Consider the following 15637-nt stretch of genomic DNA (forward strand, 5'->3'; position numbering starts at 1 on the left):
GTATAACGGTTTCATGAGGGGTCGGCAGCAAGGTCGCCCACCCTCGATCGGCAGGCGGGCGACCTTCTTGTGCCGAAAAGTTCGCGGCACATGCCGCTCCCTAGCGAAGCCGGACAGGAACATAGCTTGGGCGTTGGCCGCGGCGTTGGACGCGCAGCAGAAGAGCGCCCCGTGAGGCCCGCCTCGCCTCCTCGATCCGGCTTTCAAGATCGCCGGCCGATGTGACCGGCCGATTGTTTGCCGACAGCAGGACGTCGCCGCGCCGCAACCCCTTGGCCGCCGCGTCGGACGAGGAGTCCACGCCGGCGATCACAAGGCCTTGGGTCTTCTCGCTCATTCCAAGTTGCCGCGCGATACGGCCCGTCAGCGGCTGGACCGAAAGGCCCAGGGCCTTTAGCACCGCAGCTTCGCTCTGATCCTGGGATGGGCCGCCAGACCTGTCGTCGCTGCGCCCCGGTTTAAAGCTCTGGCCCGCAAGCTGCGACTCCTTGGGCCGCAGGTCCAGTGTGACGTGCGCGGTCATCTGCTTGCCGGCGCGGATCAGCGCGATGGGTATGCGTTTCCCGGGATCCGTATTTGCAATGAGGTAGGATAAGGATTGTCCCGCAGTGACTTCCTTGCCATCGACCGCGATGATGACGTCGCCTGGCCGGACGCCCGCTTTGTCGGCGGCGTTGCCAGGTTCCACCGACTGGACAAAAGCGCCTCTGCGGTGCGGGATGCCCAGCGCCTCGGCAAGGTCGTCCGCGACTGGTTGTATGCGCACGCCAAGATAACCCCGGTCGATCGATTGACCGGCCTTGAGCTTCTCGACGATGGGCGCTGCGATTTCAGCGGGAATGGCGAAGCCGATGCCCACGCTGCCGCCATTGGGCGAGTAGATGGCGTTGTTGATGCCGATGACCTGACCCTGCATGTCGAACATCGGTCCCCCTGAATTGCCGCGGTTGATGGCAGCGTCGGTCTGGATATAGCGGTCGTAGGCGGTGCCCATGCCTGTGTGGCGATAGACCGCCGATATAATGCCCGACGTCACCGTTCCGCCAAGGCCAAAAGGGTTGCCGATCGCGATGACCCTGTCGCCCACACGCGCGCTGCGGGAATCGCCGAACCTGACGAACGGCAGAGGCTTGCCGGTATTGATCTTGAGAACGGCGAGGTCTGAAGCGGCATCGCGGCCTACCAGCTCGGCGGGATACTCCGCGCCGTCCGGCATCGTGACGGTGATCGACTTCACTTCGGCTTCTTGCCCGCTGGGCGTGATCACATGATTGTTGGTCACGACATAGCCATCGGCCGAAATGACGAAGCCCGAGCCGAGCGATTGCGCTTCGCGCGTTCGTGGCCGAAGGCTGCGGCCACCGAACAAGTCTTCGAACGGCGTTCCGGCAAAGGGGTTGACGACCGGCGTCCGGACGCGCTGGCGGGTCGAGATGTTGACCACCGCGGGCGCGAGCCGTTCGGTCAGATTTGCAAAGCCGGCAGCCGCTTGCGGGCGTTGGGCGCTCGGCGCCAGGGGAACCGCCTCGTTCTGAGCGACCTCGGCTTGCGACGCAGATCCCGCCGCGAGAAAAATGGCGCTTGTTCCGATCAGTGCAGAAGCTGCCAGAGTATAGGTATATCGCACGCTTTCCACCTTCCTTTCTTCAATGGCCGTTTCCAACCCGTGCGCAGGGGGCGATGGCCAGAAAACCACCAGGCAATCGACGCATATGCGTACCTGGCAGCCAATGTCGGCGCGATGAGCGGGGGAAGCTCTTCGTCAAGCGCCAGTTAATGGGGATGGGCTATCGTTGTTCGTGGGCATTTCGCATATCCCAGGAGCAGAGGTGTACCGCTACTGGTTCCATCGCAACATCGCGCTTGAAAGTTCGTACCGCTGCGCGACTATGCCAAATCCTGCGAGGACAAAAAAGACCATGAAGAAACTGCGTCCAGTGACCCCCATGTTTATAGGAGCGCGCGATACTATTGAGTAAGGCTGAACGCAGCATGACCGTCGTGCTGCTCAACGGGATTTGGTGCCATGCTGGGTACGGCTTTTGCGAAGTCCCGGGACATGCTCTGGTGTCTGCTGCCCACGCGCGCCTCGGCGGCGTTACGGTCATCGGGCACGGCTTTGCGCCTGGCGAAATGATGATCGCTCAATGGCGAAAAGATTTTGCGGTCTCGGCGCTCTGCTGGCGAGGCTCGATGAATGCAACATAGGGACCCGGCAGTTCCTACTGGCTTGCGGCCGCCTTGGACAGGGCATCAGTTATGGCTATCCTGGTCATTGGGCAGAATTTCCCAAGTCAGGAGTGACAGGGCGCATGTCGGAATGTTCGGCGATCAGTCGGGTGCATCAGCCAGTGGCCGGATACCTCGCCGCCAGGAACATCGCCAGGCGATATGGTCAGCGATGAACACCGCCTTTGTCCATTTTGTCGATCGCTGCCAGGGCCAGGCCGATGGGTTTGTTGCGACCTCGCCATTGGCGCGATGGCGATTGGGCGCCGTCCTCATGGCGCAGCATGCGGGGAATTTTGTAACGATCCGCAAATCGCCAGCCGATGGCGGGACCTATGAATTTGGCGGTCTCCATGCCCTGCCAGGTGGAATGGTTCGGACCGGCGACTGGCCCGGAGAGGAAGAGGCGGCGGCGCCGGCGCTGGTCGAGGCGTCACTGCGAGCGCGTGTGCTCAAGGAAGCGTCGCTCACCTCGGCGGCGATACCTGCCATATCCTTCTGCGGATTGGGTCCGGTCGTTTCGAGCTACTCGGTCAAGGGGCAGGCCCGCTTCACGCTGATCGCGCCCTATGCTTGCCCGCTGGAGGAGCGCGCTTCGCTGCAGGCTGACGATCACTCCGTCGACGACTGCGCCTGGGTATCGTGCGCGGCGATCCCCTGGGAACGGTTCGCGCCTGCAAACCGCGTGATCGTAGCGCATCGGCTCTGGGCGATCCTTGCCGATTGCGAGCGTGAAAGCGCCCGCCCGCATGTCGCGCGCTCCGTTGCGCAATGTACGCGTTGGGCCACTTTGATGGGACTGCCTGCGGTTCCTCGTCCTTGGGATGGGCCCGAGCCGATCGAGGCCTGGCGTAATGCATGGGAGGCCGTTGGTTAGCTTTCGCGGTTCATGATCGGCAAGTCTTTGGCCCATCTGTGCCAGTCTGCCTATCTCACAAGCCTTGGAGGCTCCTTCATGACGGGCAGCGGCGGTAGCTGTAGGCCGCTCTGTTCTGTGAGGATCGAGAAAAGCGCGCGAAAATAGGGATAGCAGGAGAAGCGGGCCACCCGATCGAGATAGCTCAGCGCGGCCTTCTCGTCGCATTCCGCCGACAGGCGATAGGTCGCGAAATAGCGGGCGCCAAGCGACACAGGATGCCGGCGCCCCTCGACACAGGCAACCTTGAAGGCAAAAATTCCACGTAGCTCGAGCGCATCGCAATCGAGGCTCCAGTCCTCGAGCGAGGCCGAAATCCTGTACGCCCAGTTGCGGCGGCTCTCGCCCATGGCATCAGGTTTGAGGTCGAAGCTCGAACTCATCAGCCGCAGGCGAGACAGGCGAGCATGCGCGACCAGCTTGTTGAAATTCTCTGGGTCGATCTTCTCGCTTTTCTTCGACGTCCTGACCTTCAAAGACTTTTTTTCGGTCATGCTGCGAGATCTTCATCAAAACAGGGCTCGTTCACCGCGAGATCGCTGTCGAACTCGACCCATGATGCGATGCCGGCATCGGGGTTCCGGGCGGTCGCCTCCGTCATGATCCAGCTTCCCGTGTCCAGGGACTGCTCTTGCGCCTTGATGACCGAAGGGGCGTGCTCGGCGCGCGCATGCGACCGGCCCGCAGAGCTAAGCTCGAAGGAGACGTTACGTCCTTCCTCGACGCGCGTGATGAGCCCGGCATCGAGCAGGAGCGTGCTCACCCTCGTGAGATTGGCCTGCTCAAGCCCAAGGCGTTCGAGCAGCTCTGCCCGGCCGAGGCGACCATCTGCACTGGTTGCCAGTTCGCCGAGCAGCGCTGTTGCATGCTTGCGGCTCAGCACCTCGGACACATCGCGCGTCTCGGCCAGGCCGATACGCTCGTACACCAGCTGACCGAGCACCTCGATCCGGATAGCCCAGTCACTCAGAGGACCGCGAAACTGGGCCCCGACGGCGCGGAACAGATTATACCACTCCCGAAGATCATCGCCCGCGATATTGGTGCGCAGCATGCGGCCTGTCCAGGAGCGGAGCGCTGAGAATATGTCGCTGGCAATTGCATCATCGCGGCCGATCTCGAGCACCCGGCGCAATAGCGCACGAGCCTCCCTCGCGTCGAGCTCGCCGGTTTCGAGACTTTCTAAGGCGGGCAGAATGTCCGCGAGCGAGGTGAGCCTGGTAGCCATCTTGGTCTCCAATGATGGATTCGTTTTACAACGTTTCAGCTATTGCGCAACCTTCCTGAAAATGCCCTACGCCTCAAAGAGGTTCCATTCCTTGTCGACACAGGTATCCTTCGTTGACTCCTGGGGGGCGAGGAGGATGAATCCCTCAGCGTCGCCCGCCTTGCCCGCAAGCCCCTGCTGCACGACAAAGGCGCGCAGCCCGTGCGTGATGCGGTCGGTCTTCGCTCGATTGATATGGCCGTCCATGGTGGTTGTCTTGCCCATCGAGGGCACGAGGAGGAAATCGACGTCCAGGTCCAGCCATGGCGGCGCTTCACCCAGGTTGCAATAATCCTTGCAGATCGCCACCGAGGCGAGGAAGCGGTCGCACACCAGAACGATAATCTCGTCGCCGCACTCAATGTCTTCAAAGCGATTGGCGTCATCTGCGAACCGGACGATCTTGGAGTGCTGGCCTTTCTCCTCGCCCTGACCTGTCAATATGGGAGCGCTGTTCCTGATCCTGCCATTCACCTTTCGGTGCCATGAGCCTGCAATGATGACATTGGGGACGGCGTCCTGGGCAAGAGACAGGACCGCCAGATGATCGGTCAAGGTTGCAAGCGCCTTGTCGTCGATGGTGAGCTCGGGCCACACGATCGCATGGGCGCGCGACATGCTTTCCGCCTGGCTCTTGATGCAGCCATTGATGTCCGGATGTTCAACGCGCTGCACGCGGAAGCCGTTCGGGGTTTTCCTGGTCTTTACCTGGAGACCCGGGAAGATGGCGCCGCCTAACGTGACGTTATCCTTGACGCTCGAGAGATCAGCGGCAGCCAGCGCCACGATGCGGACCGGCACCTTTTGCAGGGCGGTCGGGATGATGCGATAATATCTGGTCCCTCGCCGGCCATAGCTGAGCTTGTCGCCAGCCGTACTGCCAAGGTCCCGCCGGCGCCTGGCAGGGATCACGAAGGCATTTCCGGATTTGCATAACCATTCGCGCATGGGATCGGAAGGGACGCGCGCATATCGCGTGTCCATGCCGTGCAGGATATGGTCGAGGCTTCGTATCTGGATTGCAAGGGCAAGGAGGCATTGCCGGGTCTGGACGAGGCCACAGGCCCAGGCCTTCCCACCTCCAAGGATGGCTGCTGCCTGCGTCCTGGTTGCTTCCTCGAGCTCCGCTTCGGGAAATTCGGCGTAGATCGTCCGGATATTCCATGGTGCATCGCGCATCGCTGCGTCGAGCTGCGCGAGGCAATCGCGAACGGTTTCGGGATTGGAGAGGTCGAGGGCTGCCTGTGCCTCTGCGAGCGCGCGGCAGCCACTGCGCCACAATGAATCCGGCCTTTGCATCAAGAAACGGTCCAGGAAGAAAGCAGAGAAACTAACGACATGACCAGCCTGAAGGTACCGTTGCGCAGGGAATCGCGGGTAGCGGCTTTTGCGTCGATTGGCTAGGAAGCCCATGGCCGTTTGAGCGCGCCTGTGAACTGCGGCATGGCCGGGAATGACGATCCTGGCGACATTGCCCGGGCATGGCTACCCGGCCCCCCTGGCAGGCGCCCGGATCACCGATCTTGATCGAGAGAAAATCGATGCCCTTCGCGCCAGCTTGGGCAGGCTGGATGATCGCAAGGTTGAAGGATCGTGCAGATTGTCGTGATCGGGGGAGGGGGAAAGGCAGATCACCGAGCCGCTCGAGGCGGGAAGTTCGGGTGATTTCCAACCGATCGGAAGCCATCACGACTGCGAAAATCGCGGAAAGTGAGGGGCAGCTGGTCAAGCCAGAACGGATGCCTTTTGGATCGGGCCGCCAGAGCGCACCAGCATGTCCGAGATGAGGTGAGCAGTTCCGCTCGCGACGCCGACACTGCAGCTTGAAGGCCAGCTGGTCCGTTGCGAGCATTGCCTGGTGGGGGCATTCGCGGACGGTTCTGGAATGCATCCACCTATCCTTTTGCCCCACATCCTAACCCGTTGCGCGCATGTAAGGAGCGTGTCAGATTGGAACCCGGCGGCAAGGCCGCCAAGCGCCAAAGGGCATGAGGGCTGGGGGGGCGACATTCCTGAATTGTCCTGCTCAAAAACGCCGGGAGCGCGCTGAACTGCCATTGCGAAAGGCGAACATATGCGCAGCAAGGTCCTCTTGGCCGTCGGATTGATGCTTCTCGAGGCATGTGGGGGTGACAATTCGAGCGCGACCATGAATGCGTCGGGAGAGGCGTCGATCGCCCCCGAGCCAGAACGGAGTTCTGCAGCGCCGGCCGTTCAGAAAGTGGATCTGGATTGTGACAAGTTCAAACCTCAATCCGCAACTGGTGGGCAGCCTGCAGATGATGTAGCCGGGCTACGGCACGGTATGACGGAGGAGCAGGTTCGAGGTGTGCTGCTGTGCAAGAACGCAAGCTATGCGATCAATGCCAACAAGAATAATGCCTCGCTTCCCGCGGGGGGCCAGATCTCCCAGATCAATCTCAATGCGGATACCGGCATGGACAAGGTGAATGTCTGGCTGCTGGGCCCGGCCGGCGCTGAGCGCGTGGTGCATGTAGACCGCACCATCGAATATTCAGGCGGCAAGGAGCTTCCTGTCGCCAACATCACCAAGGAAGTAGCCGGCAAATACGGCAGTTTCGATGACACCGGATATGGCAGCCAGCGATCGGGGTGGATCGTCCGTGCCCGTAACGGTGAGCGGATGACGAACAGCAATACAAATTATGGGGAATGCCGCAGCCACAACCTTCGTACAGACAAGGTTCTGCCGTGTCTGCATGCGATTTCGTACGAGGTGGTGCCGAACCAGCAAAATCCGGCCCTTGCGTCACGCTTCAACGTCGCCATGACCAGTTTCGCGATGACCAATGAGATGATCACCGCCACGATGGACCACCAGGCGGATGCGGTCAGGCGCGCAGAAGAAAAGGCTGATACGCAGGGCCTGGATCTGTAATCATCGCCGACTTGACTGGAGGCAAATCCGACGCCCCAAATGCGCCCGATCTTCCGTCCTGTCGGGATGGCGGGTCCGACCGCCCCCTTCCGGCAACAGAGGAGGAGAGAGCATCGGCATTGAATACGCAAAAGGCAATTCACCGAGCTAACGGAAGGTGACATTGCCAAGCAACGCCTGTTGACAGGATGCACCGCCTCCTCCATCTGGCATGGACGGCGATGGATTTCCGCCTGGCTTCGGCCGAACCGCCTCCGGGCTGATGATTCCTACCTGCTGCGTTTCGCAACAAGGAGGAATCGTGCGCGCTACATTTGCCAATCTTTTCACGTCACTGAACCTTGAAGGGCATGCGCTGGCGCGGTGGGATCACGCTGCATCAGTAGGGCGCTGGACACTGCTGCTCATCCCCATGGCGGTCGCGGTGGGAACGCTGTGCGCCGCTTTCCTCTGGAGCCTCGATGCTGCAACCCGCGCGCGCTTCGAGCATCCCTGGCTGCTTTTCCTCCTGCCGGTCGGCGGCGCAGGGATCGGCTGGCTCTATCATCGGCTCGGCCGTTCCGTGGAAGGCGGCAACAATCTGATCGTCGAGCAGATCCACGAGCCTGGCGGCGGGGTCCCGCTCCGCATGGCGCCACTGGTCTTCCTCGGCACGATCGTCACGCATCTGCTCGGTGGCTCGGCCGGCCGCGAGGGAACCGCAGTACAACTGGGCGGCAGCCTTGCCAGCGCGGTGGCGGGATGGTTTCGCCTCGATCCTTCGAGCATCCGGGTCATCCTCATGGCGGGCGTTGCCGCCGGCTTTGGCGCCGTATTCGGTACGCCGCTCGCTGGGGCTGTGTTCGCGCTGGAGGTGCTTGCGCTCGGGCGGGTCGAATATTCCGCGCTCGTGCCGTGCCTCGTGGCGGCGCTGGTGGGTGACTGGACCTGTCATGCCTGGGGCATGCACCATCCGGCTTATGCGTTCGCTGCTTTGGGCCCTACGGAGCCCAGCCTGCTGTTCGAGCCCCTGCTTCTGCTCAAGGCGGCGATGGCGGGGGGCGCTTTCGGCCTTGCCAGCCTGCTGTTCGCCGAGGCCAATCATGCCTTGGGCGGCTGGCTCAAGAGGATCATTCCCTATGGTCCCGTGCGCCCTGCGATCGGCGGGCTTCTCGTCATCGCGCTCGTTTATCTGCTGGGCACGCGCGCCTATCTCGGGCTTGGCGTATGGAGCCTGACACCGGGGAATCCGACTATCGCGGGCTTCTTCCAGCCTGGGCGAGATAGCTGGAGCTGGGCGCTCAAGATGCTGTTCACCGTGGTCACGCTCAGCGCCGGATTCAAGGGCGGCGAGGTAACGCCGCTCTTCTTCATCGGCGCGGCACTCGGTCATGCGCTGGCTGCGCCCTTGGGTGTTCCTGTTGATCTGTTTGCGGCGCTGGGTTTCGTCGCCGTGTTTGCAGGCGCCGCCAATACCCCGCTCGCCTGCACGATCATGGGCATCGAATTGTTCGGCGCGGGCGCGGCCTTGCCGATCGCTGTCGCCTGCTTCGTCGCTTATGTCTGTTCGGGCCATAACGGCATCTATCTTTCGCAGCGTGTCGCCGTGCCGAAGCGGTCGCGGACGATGCTGCCCCCGGACCTGACGCTCCGGGAAGCACGCGCGATGCGCCCATCGCCGGACCTCTCGGCCATCTTCCTCCCTCAATCTTCGGAAGGCACGCTCCTGACCCAAACCCATCAACTGACGTCGCGCGAGATCGGCATGATCCGCATCTATCTGAAACCCGCCGACAAGGCACCGCCTGCGCTGTCCAAATCTCGTTGGGGCGCCAAGCCACTCTATCGCGCGCTGGTCACGCAGGCGAAGGCCGACGGCATCATTAATGCTGTCGCCCATCACACCCATTATGGCTTCAGCAATCATGGTCCGGTGCGCGAAAGCGGCGCAGACCTCTCCAATCCCCACCTCACCATGTGCGTGGAACTGATCGGAGCGAAGGATCAGCTTGAACTGTTCTGCAGGACGCACGGCGCGCTGCTCGCCGACAAGGTGATCGTCTACAAGCATCTGGAGCATTGGCATGTGGGGCCGGGCAGCCTCGAACATGAGGATGCCAGCGCTGCGCAACGCGCTGCGGAAGCGCAATAGCTCAAGGCGAAGAAAGGGATCGCGCTGTCGCAGTGGCTCAGCGACCCTGCTGTTCTGGAGAAGGAAGGCTACCATGTCCGATACCGCCCACTCATGGAATTTTTGGACCGGACTTTCTGCCCTCTTCGCGGCGCTGGTGGCGATCTTTTGAAAAAAAGGTCGACGTCGAGGGCATCGATTCAGATCTGGCGCCTCTTTCTAACAATGCTGATCGTCGTCTTTACCGGACTGCCCGGGCATGTCGCCAGCGGCGGCTTTGATGCAACGGTCACGCGCGCTCATGAATGGAGTGAAAGCAGCACGTGCCTCACCGTTGCCGTAGGTGACTGTCGCCTGCAGCCTCGTTCTCGATGGATCGGCTGGCTACAACTTTCGTGCGATCTGTCAAAGATCAGAGGTTCCTCCACATTCAACCCGGGATGATGTCTGCTTCGTATCCGGCAGATTCTTGGTGGCACGTCGGTTCCCGGCGCCTTGCAGATGATGGATGTCCAGATGGCCTTCAATGGCTGCTGCGCGCCGGTGCGTCCGCCTCAGCTAGGTGTTCGCGCATATAGGTGCTAATCTAGCTGTTCCCATCATGAGGATCGGATTGATGCGCGTTCGCTTTCCCGGGATTGCCACCGCCTTCCTCATCAGCATGCCAGCACTTGGCGCCCCTCCGGCTGCAGAGCAGGCATCTGTGTTCAGGTCAGCGGGATTCACCCAGCATGGCCAACAATGGAGGTCGGGCAACTGCGAGCCGCCGGAGCTATCCTATGAGCCCGGATCGATCACCATATTTCGGGACCTGAATGGCGATGGCCGACCAGAAGCGGTGATTACCGAAGGAGGCGGCCTATGCTATGGCAACACAGGCCAGAATTTCTGGCTGCTCTCCAAACAGTCGAACGGCACATGGAAAATCCTGGTCGAGTCTCTAGGCATGCCCGAGTTCCTGCCCGCTCGAGGCGCCAACGGTTATCCGGACGTGCTCGTCGGCGGACCCGGCTTTTGCTTCCCTGTGCTGCGGTGGAACGGCCGAACGTACACGCGTCATCATTTCGAATATGAGGGCAAGCCCTGCCGGCCTCCATCCTGAGTTTGTTCAAGCGGACTGTGCAGGCCAGGAACAAGGATGCACTGCGGCCTCTGGGCAAGGGACAAATCGCGGTCATCAAGCGATCGGACGCCTGCGAAGGGGTTTGAAATCTCGCCATGCAGACAGATTGTGAACCGGCAGTCGCCTGGCTCAACCGCGATTGCCGGGGTGCCAGGGACTTCGAGCAGCCCGCCGCCCCGGCCAAGGGGTAATTCTTGGCAGGGGCACGTACGCGGTCATTCGCCCAGCTGCGAGGGCCTGTCAGCCAACGGCATGGCTTTTGGTCCGACCCTTGGTCCAGCTGCCTGCACGCCTGCTGGCGCCCGGCGCTTTCAAGCATCAAAAGTCGATCGAGGCAGATGCCTTGAAGGTGCGCGGCGCGCCCTGCAGCAGGTCCGGGCGAAAGCTGTCGAAGGCCGACGCCCAGTAACGCTTGTTGGCGACATTATCGACACCAGCACGCAGGGTGAGCGGGCTGCCGCCCATCAGCGTCACATAGCGCACGCCAAGGTCGAACCGCGTCCAGTTGGGCAGGGACAGCGTGTTGGTGAGGTTCGCGGCCTGCTTGCCGGTGTTGACCACCCTGCCCGTCAGGGTGAGCGCGGGCACGAAGGGCACATCCCATTCGACATTGGCGTTGAGCATATATTCGGGAACGCCGGTCGGCTTGTTCCCCTCGTTGACCCCGCCCTGGGTGCGGCGCAGCTTGGCATCAATCACCGAACCGCCGGCGATGATGCGCAGCCCGTCCACCGGCTCCGCGTCGATGCTGAGTTCGATGCCGCGATGGCGCTGTACGCCGAACGGTCCATAGACCAGAAAACCTGGGCGCGTAGCATCAAGCGTGTATATCGCGATGTCCCGGTCGATCTGGAAAAGCGCCAGGCTGGCGTTCACCTTGCCCAGCGACAGCTTGCCGCCGAATTCATATTGGGTGGAGACAAAGGGCGCTAGCACCTCGCCGCCGTTGCTGACGGGCAGGGTGCCGCTGCCGCCATCGGCGGTGGCCGCAGCGGTCGCGCCGGGAACCAGCCCTTCGATCCGGTTGGCGTAAAGCGATACGCCCTGCGCCGGCTTGATGACCAGGCCCAAGACGGGCGTCACGGCATCTTCGTCATACTGCCCGGTCAGACCTCCGGCGGGGATCGCGCCTGTTGCGCTTGCGGCATAGGATTTGCTTTTGATCCTCTGCAGGCGGAGGCCAGCGGTAATCAGCACGCGGTCGTTCCAAAACCCGATGGTGTCGGATGCAAACAGGCTGCCCAGCTTCTGGCGGGTGATGGGAAAGGGATCATTGATGTCGCCGCCGACAAAAGTGCCGACATCGGGACGCGGGACGGTGACCGGATCAAAGATATTGGTCGTGACCGGCGACGCCGCGTAAAATTGGAACGCGTTGCGGTTGACCAGCCAGTTGATCGAGCCTCCGAAATTGATCTCGTGAGTCCACAGGTCCGAGGCCAGCCGGGCGCGCAGGCCTGCTGTCGCCGCTTCGTTATTGTCGGTGCGGGGAATATAGGATCCCTGCGCCGTCGCCGCGCCCGTCACGGCGTCGGTCAGCCGGATCGTCTGGTAGAAGCCGCGCTCTGATCCGTCGCGCGCGCCGAACGCTGCATAGATCATGGCGTTGTCGGCGATGTCATATTCCGCGCGAAACTGACCGAAAATGTCGCGCAGGGTGGTGTTCTGCCAGGGCTGGCCATAATTGGTCGTGGCGCCGGGAACGGCGGGAATGACATTGCCGATGACAAGCTTGGGGCGCTGATGCGCTACCTTCACGCGCTGATAGACGATGTCGAGGGCAAGGCGCAGCGGGCCGCTTTTATAATCGAACGCGCCGTCCAGCACATAGGAGCTGCGGAATTCGTCGTCGATCGCCACATCGCCCCGGCGCGCCGTGCCGTTGATCCGCACGCCCCATTCGCCGTTCGCGCCGAACCGGCGGCTGACGTCGAACGCGCCGCCAACATGCCCGGGCCCTGTGTAATTGACGGTCAGGCGATTGAGGTCGCGCTCCCCTGCGCGCTTGGGCATCAGGTTGACGCTGCCGCCGACCCCGCTGCCGCCCGGCGCCGCGCCGTTGATGAAGGCGCTGGCGCCGTTCAGCACCTGAACAGACTGGGCAAGTTCAGGCGCGACCAGTTGGCGCGGCGCGATGCCATAGAGGCCGCCAAAGCCGACATCGTCGCCGCTGAGCGCAAAACCGCGAATGACAAACAGTTCGCCGGCAATGCCGAAACCCAGGGTCGTGCGAACCGACGGATCGTTTTCCAGCACCTGGCCGAGCGTCTGCGGCTGCTGGTTGAGGATCAGCGCCTCATTATAGGTCTTGATGTTGAAGGGCGTGTCTTGCGCCGCTTTCTCGCCGAATATCCCGACGCTGCCGCCACGCAGCACGGCGGTCTGGTTCAGCTTCTGCGCGGTGACGATGATGCTATCGTCCTGGGCAAAGGCGGGCACGGCGAAGGCGGCAAGCGAAGCGCCCATCATCAGGCGTGTGAAATGGGATGTCACAGGATAGTCCCCCGGTTGGAAATAGGATCGAAAAAGGATTATTGAAATCAGCTTCGGCGCCTCTGCATCGCCCAGGCGACCGCCAGCACGGGCAATGCCAGCGCTGCCCAGGACAGCCAGTCGGCAGGGCCCTCGCCCGCCAGCGCCGCCACTAGCCCGAACAGGCTCAGCACGCCGATGACCAGAGGTGCGGCAAACACGGCACCTGCCGAACGCACTCGATTTTCGCGTCTGCCGGTCATTCGGCGGGCACCGGCATTCCACCGGTCTCCACCTCGCGGACATGAGCGTCAGTGCCTGCGCGCCGCTTGCCCTGCCACAAAAGGAGGCCGGTCCACAGCACATGAAGCGTGAAAAGGTCGAGAGCCGCCCACAGGATTTTCAATGGGAGCCCGCCATAATCACCGAAATGGAGCGGCTGCGAATAGGACAATCCGACCATGTACCAGGGCATCTGGCGTATGTCGGTGAGTACGCCCCGCTCCGCATCGACGAGCGCCGGGGTCAGCACATGCTCGGTCAGCTTGGTCGTGCCCTGCAGGAAAATGGCATAGTGATGCTTGCTGCTGAATGCGCCACCGGGAAACCCGATGAATTGCGGGCTATTGCCCGGCCGCTCCTGACGCACAGCCGCCATCGCCTTGTCGATCGAACCGTAGCGCGATGGCGGCAGCGGCGGCTGGCCGGCATAAGTGCGGGTCATTTCGGCGAGCTCGCCCATCTGCCACATCTGGCGCAGGGGCGTGGCGGCTGCGTTGATCACGCCGGTCAGCCCGACTACGCTCATCCAGGCAAGTGCGACGATGCCCAGCAGATTGTGATAGTCCATCTGCCGCAGCCTTTCGCTGCGGCTAACCCGCAGCGTGCCAAATTTCAGCTTGCGCATGAAGGGCGCATAGAGAACCGCACCCGAAACCAGCGAGAGGAAGAACAGGAAGCCCATCAGTCCCAGGAACAGCATCCCCGGGAGGCCCAGAAACATGTCGGTGTGGAGCTGCAGCAGAAAATGCATCGCACCTTCCTCGCTTTCCCGACCGGTCATTTCGCCTGTCGCGCGATTGAGGACATGGACCGTCATGTCCGCCGCCCTGCTGTCGGGACGCGGAGCGGTTGTGATGGTCATCAACGGCGTTTCATTGTCGAACGCCATGAAGACCGGGACCTGGCCGGGTTCATTCGCCAGCACCTTCGCCAGCATCGTGTCGAGCGGTTTCAATCCAGCCGCATCGCTCGAGGAGGGTGCCCCGGCGGTCGCTACCCTGTCAGGCTCACCCGACAGCAGATCGATCTCATCGTGAAAGATCAGAGGAAGCCCGGTGGCGCACAGCATCAGCAGGAACAGCGTGCAGATCAGGCTGGTCCACCTGTGGACAAGATACCAGACGCGGATGGTGTCTCGGGTCATCGGAAAGCGGCTTGCCTCTATAATGCGAATTATTCGCGATAATGAGGAACGGGCCAGCATTCAAGAGGTTTGGCAACTGATCTGCCGATGATATCCCAGGATTTGATGACCATGTCTGGTCACGACATGCGCGGTAATCATGAGCGCCTTCCCAAGCGCGTGGTCAATTCCCGCAACCATGACGCGCGCCGACCTGTTCAGCGGGTGTAGAGCGCATTCCCCGTCCCTGCGGTTCTTGACCGTCGTTAACTGAAGGCGCTGGGCACGCTCTCAAGCCTGCACCGTCTCTCCGGCCACAAAATTGCGGCCGACGGATGGATTCTCCGTCTTGCCGGTGCCATCGACAGAAAGGCGAAGTGACAGAATTCTTCCCGCCCGCCCGCGCATTTGGCAGGCTCGTCGAAGTCGAAGCGTCGTTTTGAGCACCTGTGAGGGCGGCGATCCCGGCACGCCGGACAACCCGTCAATCTGGCTGTCGGGCATTGAGCCTGGCTGGTCCATGGCGGTCCAAGCAGCTGCCCAGAAAAAGGACCCCTAGCGTACTGCGATGGAAGCCGCATATTCGGTCGAACTTCAGTTGACATTTCCATTCAACCGACAGGCTTTCAAACTTCTGAGCGTTCTTAATGACGGAGCGCCTGCCGATGTGCAGGCCTCGCAGGTCTCCCGCCATTCGCATCGACAAAGTCGATAAGAGCCCCAGATGGAGTCATTTCGAATCAAAGAGCGTCCCCGCTGCCACCGCAGGCGGCTGTACGCGCTGTGGGCCGCAAATTGTTTCAAACGGAATGGCGGGATTTCGGCGCGAAGTTATTTCCCCTCGGGCAAGCCCAAGTTAATCTAGACGTTACCAAGAATGCCCATTGACCGCGTAACGATCGCGGTGGCATATTCGGTTGATTATCAGGGGGACACAATGGACCGTCGTAAATTTCTGAAGCCCTTTGCTGCTTCCGTTGCTACTCTGTTGGCTACCGCTCAAGCGCAGGCGGTCGTGCATCCTGAGGTCGCCACCTCAATCACCAAGGTTGCCGAACAGACGGGGGCCGCGCCGGATCTGGTTCTTTCGAAAGCTGACGCTCCAGTTCAGCTCGCCATCCATGGCAGCCATAGCTCGCATTCCAGCCATAGCTCCCATTCGAGCCACAGCTCGCATTCTTCCAGCGCATATTAAGGAGGCGCGCTCGCGGCGACC

At 61.7% G+C, this 15637-nt stretch carries 17 protein-coding genes and 1 riboswitch; of the genes, 8 read left to right on the forward strand and 9 right to left on the reverse strand.

The features are described 5' to 3' along the window. Positions 1-100 precede the first annotated feature (100 nt). Positions 101-1627, reverse strand: a complete 1527-nt coding sequence (locus YP76_RS24875; protein WP_084733351.1) for a Do family serine endopeptidase — start codon at positions 1625-1627, stop codon at positions 101-103. Between the two features lie 365 nt (positions 1628-1992). On the opposite strand from YP76_RS24875, the gene YP76_RS28010 reads away from it, so the two are divergent. Further along, on the forward strand, positions 1993-2208 hold the full coding sequence (locus YP76_RS28010) for a hypothetical protein (RefSeq protein ID WP_157035878.1): 216 nt from the start codon (positions 1993-1995) through the stop codon (positions 2206-2208). Positions 2209-2395: 187 nt separating this feature from the next. Here YP76_RS28010 and YP76_RS28015 read toward each other — a convergent pair whose 3' ends face one another. Then, a complete protein-coding gene (locus YP76_RS28015; RefSeq protein ID WP_157035879.1) occupies positions 2396-2584 on the reverse strand; it encodes a hypothetical protein in 189 nt (62 codons plus the stop codon). A gap of 15 nt (positions 2585-2599) precedes the next feature. On the opposite strand from YP76_RS28015, the gene YP76_RS24880 reads away from it, so the two are divergent. Further along, positions 2600-3106, forward strand: a complete 507-nt coding sequence (locus YP76_RS24880) for a hypothetical protein (protein ID WP_157035880.1) — start codon at positions 2600-2602, stop codon at positions 3104-3106. A gap of 50 nt (positions 3107-3156) precedes the next feature. On the opposite strand, the gene YP76_RS24885 is transcribed toward YP76_RS24880, so the two are convergent. From YP76_RS24885 to YP76_RS28020, 3 genes are all read right to left on the reverse strand, one after another. Then, positions 3157-3639 (reverse strand): hypothetical protein, encoded by a 483-nt coding sequence (locus tag YP76_RS24885; RefSeq protein WP_021243646.1) that lies wholly within the window; start codon positions 3637-3639, stop codon positions 3157-3159. Then, the gene (locus YP76_RS24890) at positions 3636-4373 is read right to left on the reverse strand and encodes a helix-turn-helix domain-containing protein (RefSeq protein ID WP_046766085.1); all 738 of its coding nucleotides are present in this window, start codon (positions 4371-4373) and stop codon (positions 3636-3638) included. Before YP76_RS24890 ends, YP76_RS24885 begins: the two co-directional genes overlap by 4 nt. A 66-nt stretch (positions 4374-4439) precedes the next feature. Beyond that, positions 4440-5198 (reverse strand): carbon-nitrogen hydrolase family protein, encoded by a 759-nt coding sequence (locus YP76_RS28020; RefSeq protein ID WP_232307721.1) that lies wholly within the window; start codon positions 5196-5198, stop codon positions 4440-4442. 201 nt (positions 5199-5399) lie between these two features. Here YP76_RS28020 and YP76_RS28025 point away from each other — a divergent pair, with 201 nt between their 5' ends. The 5 genes from YP76_RS28025 to YP76_RS28945 all read left to right on the forward strand — a co-directional run bounded on the left by YP76_RS28025 (position 5400) and on the right by YP76_RS28945 (position 10523). After that, entirely contained in the window at positions 5400-5696 is a 297-nt protein-coding gene (locus YP76_RS28025; protein WP_157035882.1) for a hypothetical protein, read from the forward strand. Positions 5697-6486: 790 nt separating this feature from the next. Beyond that, positions 6487-7311 carry a hypothetical protein gene (locus tag YP76_RS24900; RefSeq protein ID WP_145907792.1) on the forward strand — a complete coding sequence of 275 codons (825 nt, stop codon included), beginning with the start codon at positions 6487-6489 and terminating at the stop codon, positions 7309-7311. 208 nt (positions 7312-7519) lie between these two features. Next, positions 7520-7590: riboswitch (Fluoride riboswitch) on the forward strand. 22 nt (positions 7591-7612) lie between these two features. Next, positions 7613-9442 carry a DUF190 domain-containing protein gene (locus tag YP76_RS24905; protein WP_046766114.1) on the forward strand — a complete coding sequence of 610 codons (1830 nt, stop codon included), beginning with the start codon at positions 7613-7615 and terminating at the stop codon, positions 9440-9442. 93 nt (positions 9443-9535) lie between these two features. Continuing rightward, the gene (locus YP76_RS28940) at positions 9536-9865 is read left to right on the forward strand and encodes a hypothetical protein (protein ID WP_232307722.1); all 330 of its coding nucleotides are present in this window, start codon (positions 9536-9538) and stop codon (positions 9863-9865) included. Positions 9866-10259: 394 nt separating this feature from the next. Continuing rightward, positions 10260-10523 carry a hypothetical protein gene (locus tag YP76_RS28945; protein WP_232307723.1) on the forward strand — a complete coding sequence of 88 codons (264 nt, stop codon included), beginning with the start codon at positions 10260-10262 and terminating at the stop codon, positions 10521-10523. A gap of 339 nt (positions 10524-10862) precedes the next feature. Here the strand turns inward: YP76_RS28945 and YP76_RS24915 are convergent, their stop codons facing one another. The 4 genes from YP76_RS24915 to YP76_RS28030 all read right to left on the reverse strand — a co-directional run bounded on the left by YP76_RS24915 (position 10863) and on the right by YP76_RS28030 (position 14925). Continuing rightward, positions 10863-13013, reverse strand: coding sequence for a TonB-dependent receptor (locus YP76_RS24915; RefSeq protein WP_052757573.1), 2151 nt, complete (start codon positions 13011-13013; stop codon positions 10863-10865). Positions 13014-13084: 71 nt separating this feature from the next. Further along, complete coding sequence (locus tag YP76_RS24920; RefSeq protein WP_021243638.1) at positions 13085-13279, reverse strand: hypothetical protein; 195 nt, start codon at positions 13277-13279, stop codon at positions 13085-13087. Further along, positions 13276-14442, reverse strand: coding sequence for a PepSY-associated TM helix domain-containing protein (locus YP76_RS24925; protein WP_021243637.1), 1167 nt, complete (start codon positions 14440-14442; stop codon positions 13276-13278). Before YP76_RS24925 ends, YP76_RS24920 begins: the two co-directional genes overlap by 4 nt. Positions 14443-14712: 270 nt before the next feature. After that, positions 14713-14925, reverse strand: coding sequence for a hypothetical protein (locus tag YP76_RS28030; protein ID WP_157035884.1), 213 nt, complete (start codon positions 14923-14925; stop codon positions 14713-14715). A 433-nt stretch (positions 14926-15358) separates the two neighbouring features. On the opposite strand from YP76_RS28030, the gene YP76_RS28035 reads away from it, so the two are divergent. Continuing rightward, positions 15359-15616, forward strand: a complete 258-nt coding sequence (locus YP76_RS28035; RefSeq protein ID WP_145907791.1) for a hypothetical protein — start codon at positions 15359-15361, stop codon at positions 15614-15616. Positions 15617-15637: the final 21 nt, after the last annotated feature.

This window comes from Sphingobium chungbukense (genome assembly GCF_001005725.1).
GTDB classification, from domain to species: Bacteria; Pseudomonadota; Alphaproteobacteria; order Sphingomonadales; family Sphingomonadaceae; genus Sphingobium; species Sphingobium chungbukense.

Bases quoted from the DNA above. Each gene is read 5' to 3' on its own strand.
- YP76_RS28010 (WP_157035878.1), top strand. From the start codon at position 1,993: ATGACCGTCGTGCTGCTCAACGGGATTTGGTGCCATGCTGGGTACGGC.
- YP76_RS28015 (WP_157035879.1), bottom strand. From the start codon at position 2,584: ATGGAGACCGCCAAATTCATAGGTCCCGCCATCGGCTGGCGATTTGCG.
- YP76_RS24880 (WP_157035880.1), top strand. From the start codon at position 2,600: ATGGTTCGGACCGGCGACTGGCCCGGAGAGGAAGAGGCGGCGGCGCCG.
- YP76_RS24885 (WP_021243646.1), bottom strand. From the start codon at position 3,639: ATGACCGAAAAAAAGTCTTTGAAGGTCAGGACGTCGAAGAAAAGCGAG.
- YP76_RS24890 (WP_046766085.1), bottom strand. From the start codon at position 4,373: ATGGCTACCAGGCTCACCTCGCTCGCGGACATTCTGCCCGCCTTAGAA.
- YP76_RS24900 (WP_145907792.1), top strand. From the start codon at position 6,487: ATGCGCAGCAAGGTCCTCTTGGCCGTCGGATTGATGCTTCTCGAGGCA.
- YP76_RS28940 (WP_232307722.1), top strand. From the start codon at position 9,536: ATGGAATTTTTGGACCGGACTTTCTGCCCTCTTCGCGGCGCTGGTGGC.
- YP76_RS24915 (WP_052757573.1), bottom strand. From the start codon at position 13,013: ATGATGGGCGCTTCGCTTGCCGCCTTCGCCGTGCCCGCCTTTGCCCAG.
- YP76_RS24920 (WP_021243638.1), bottom strand. From the start codon at position 13,279: ATGACCGGCAGACGCGAAAATCGAGTGCGTTCGGCAGGTGCCGTGTTT.
- YP76_RS24925 (WP_021243637.1), bottom strand. From the start codon at position 14,442: ATGACCCGAGACACCATCCGCGTCTGGTATCTTGTCCACAGGTGGACC.
- YP76_RS28030 (WP_157035884.1), bottom strand. From the start codon at position 14,925: ATGCCCGACAGCCAGATTGACGGGTTGTCCGGCGTGCCGGGATCGCCG.
- YP76_RS28035 (WP_145907791.1), top strand. From the start codon at position 15,359: ATGGACCGTCGTAAATTTCTGAAGCCCTTTGCTGCTTCCGTTGCTACT.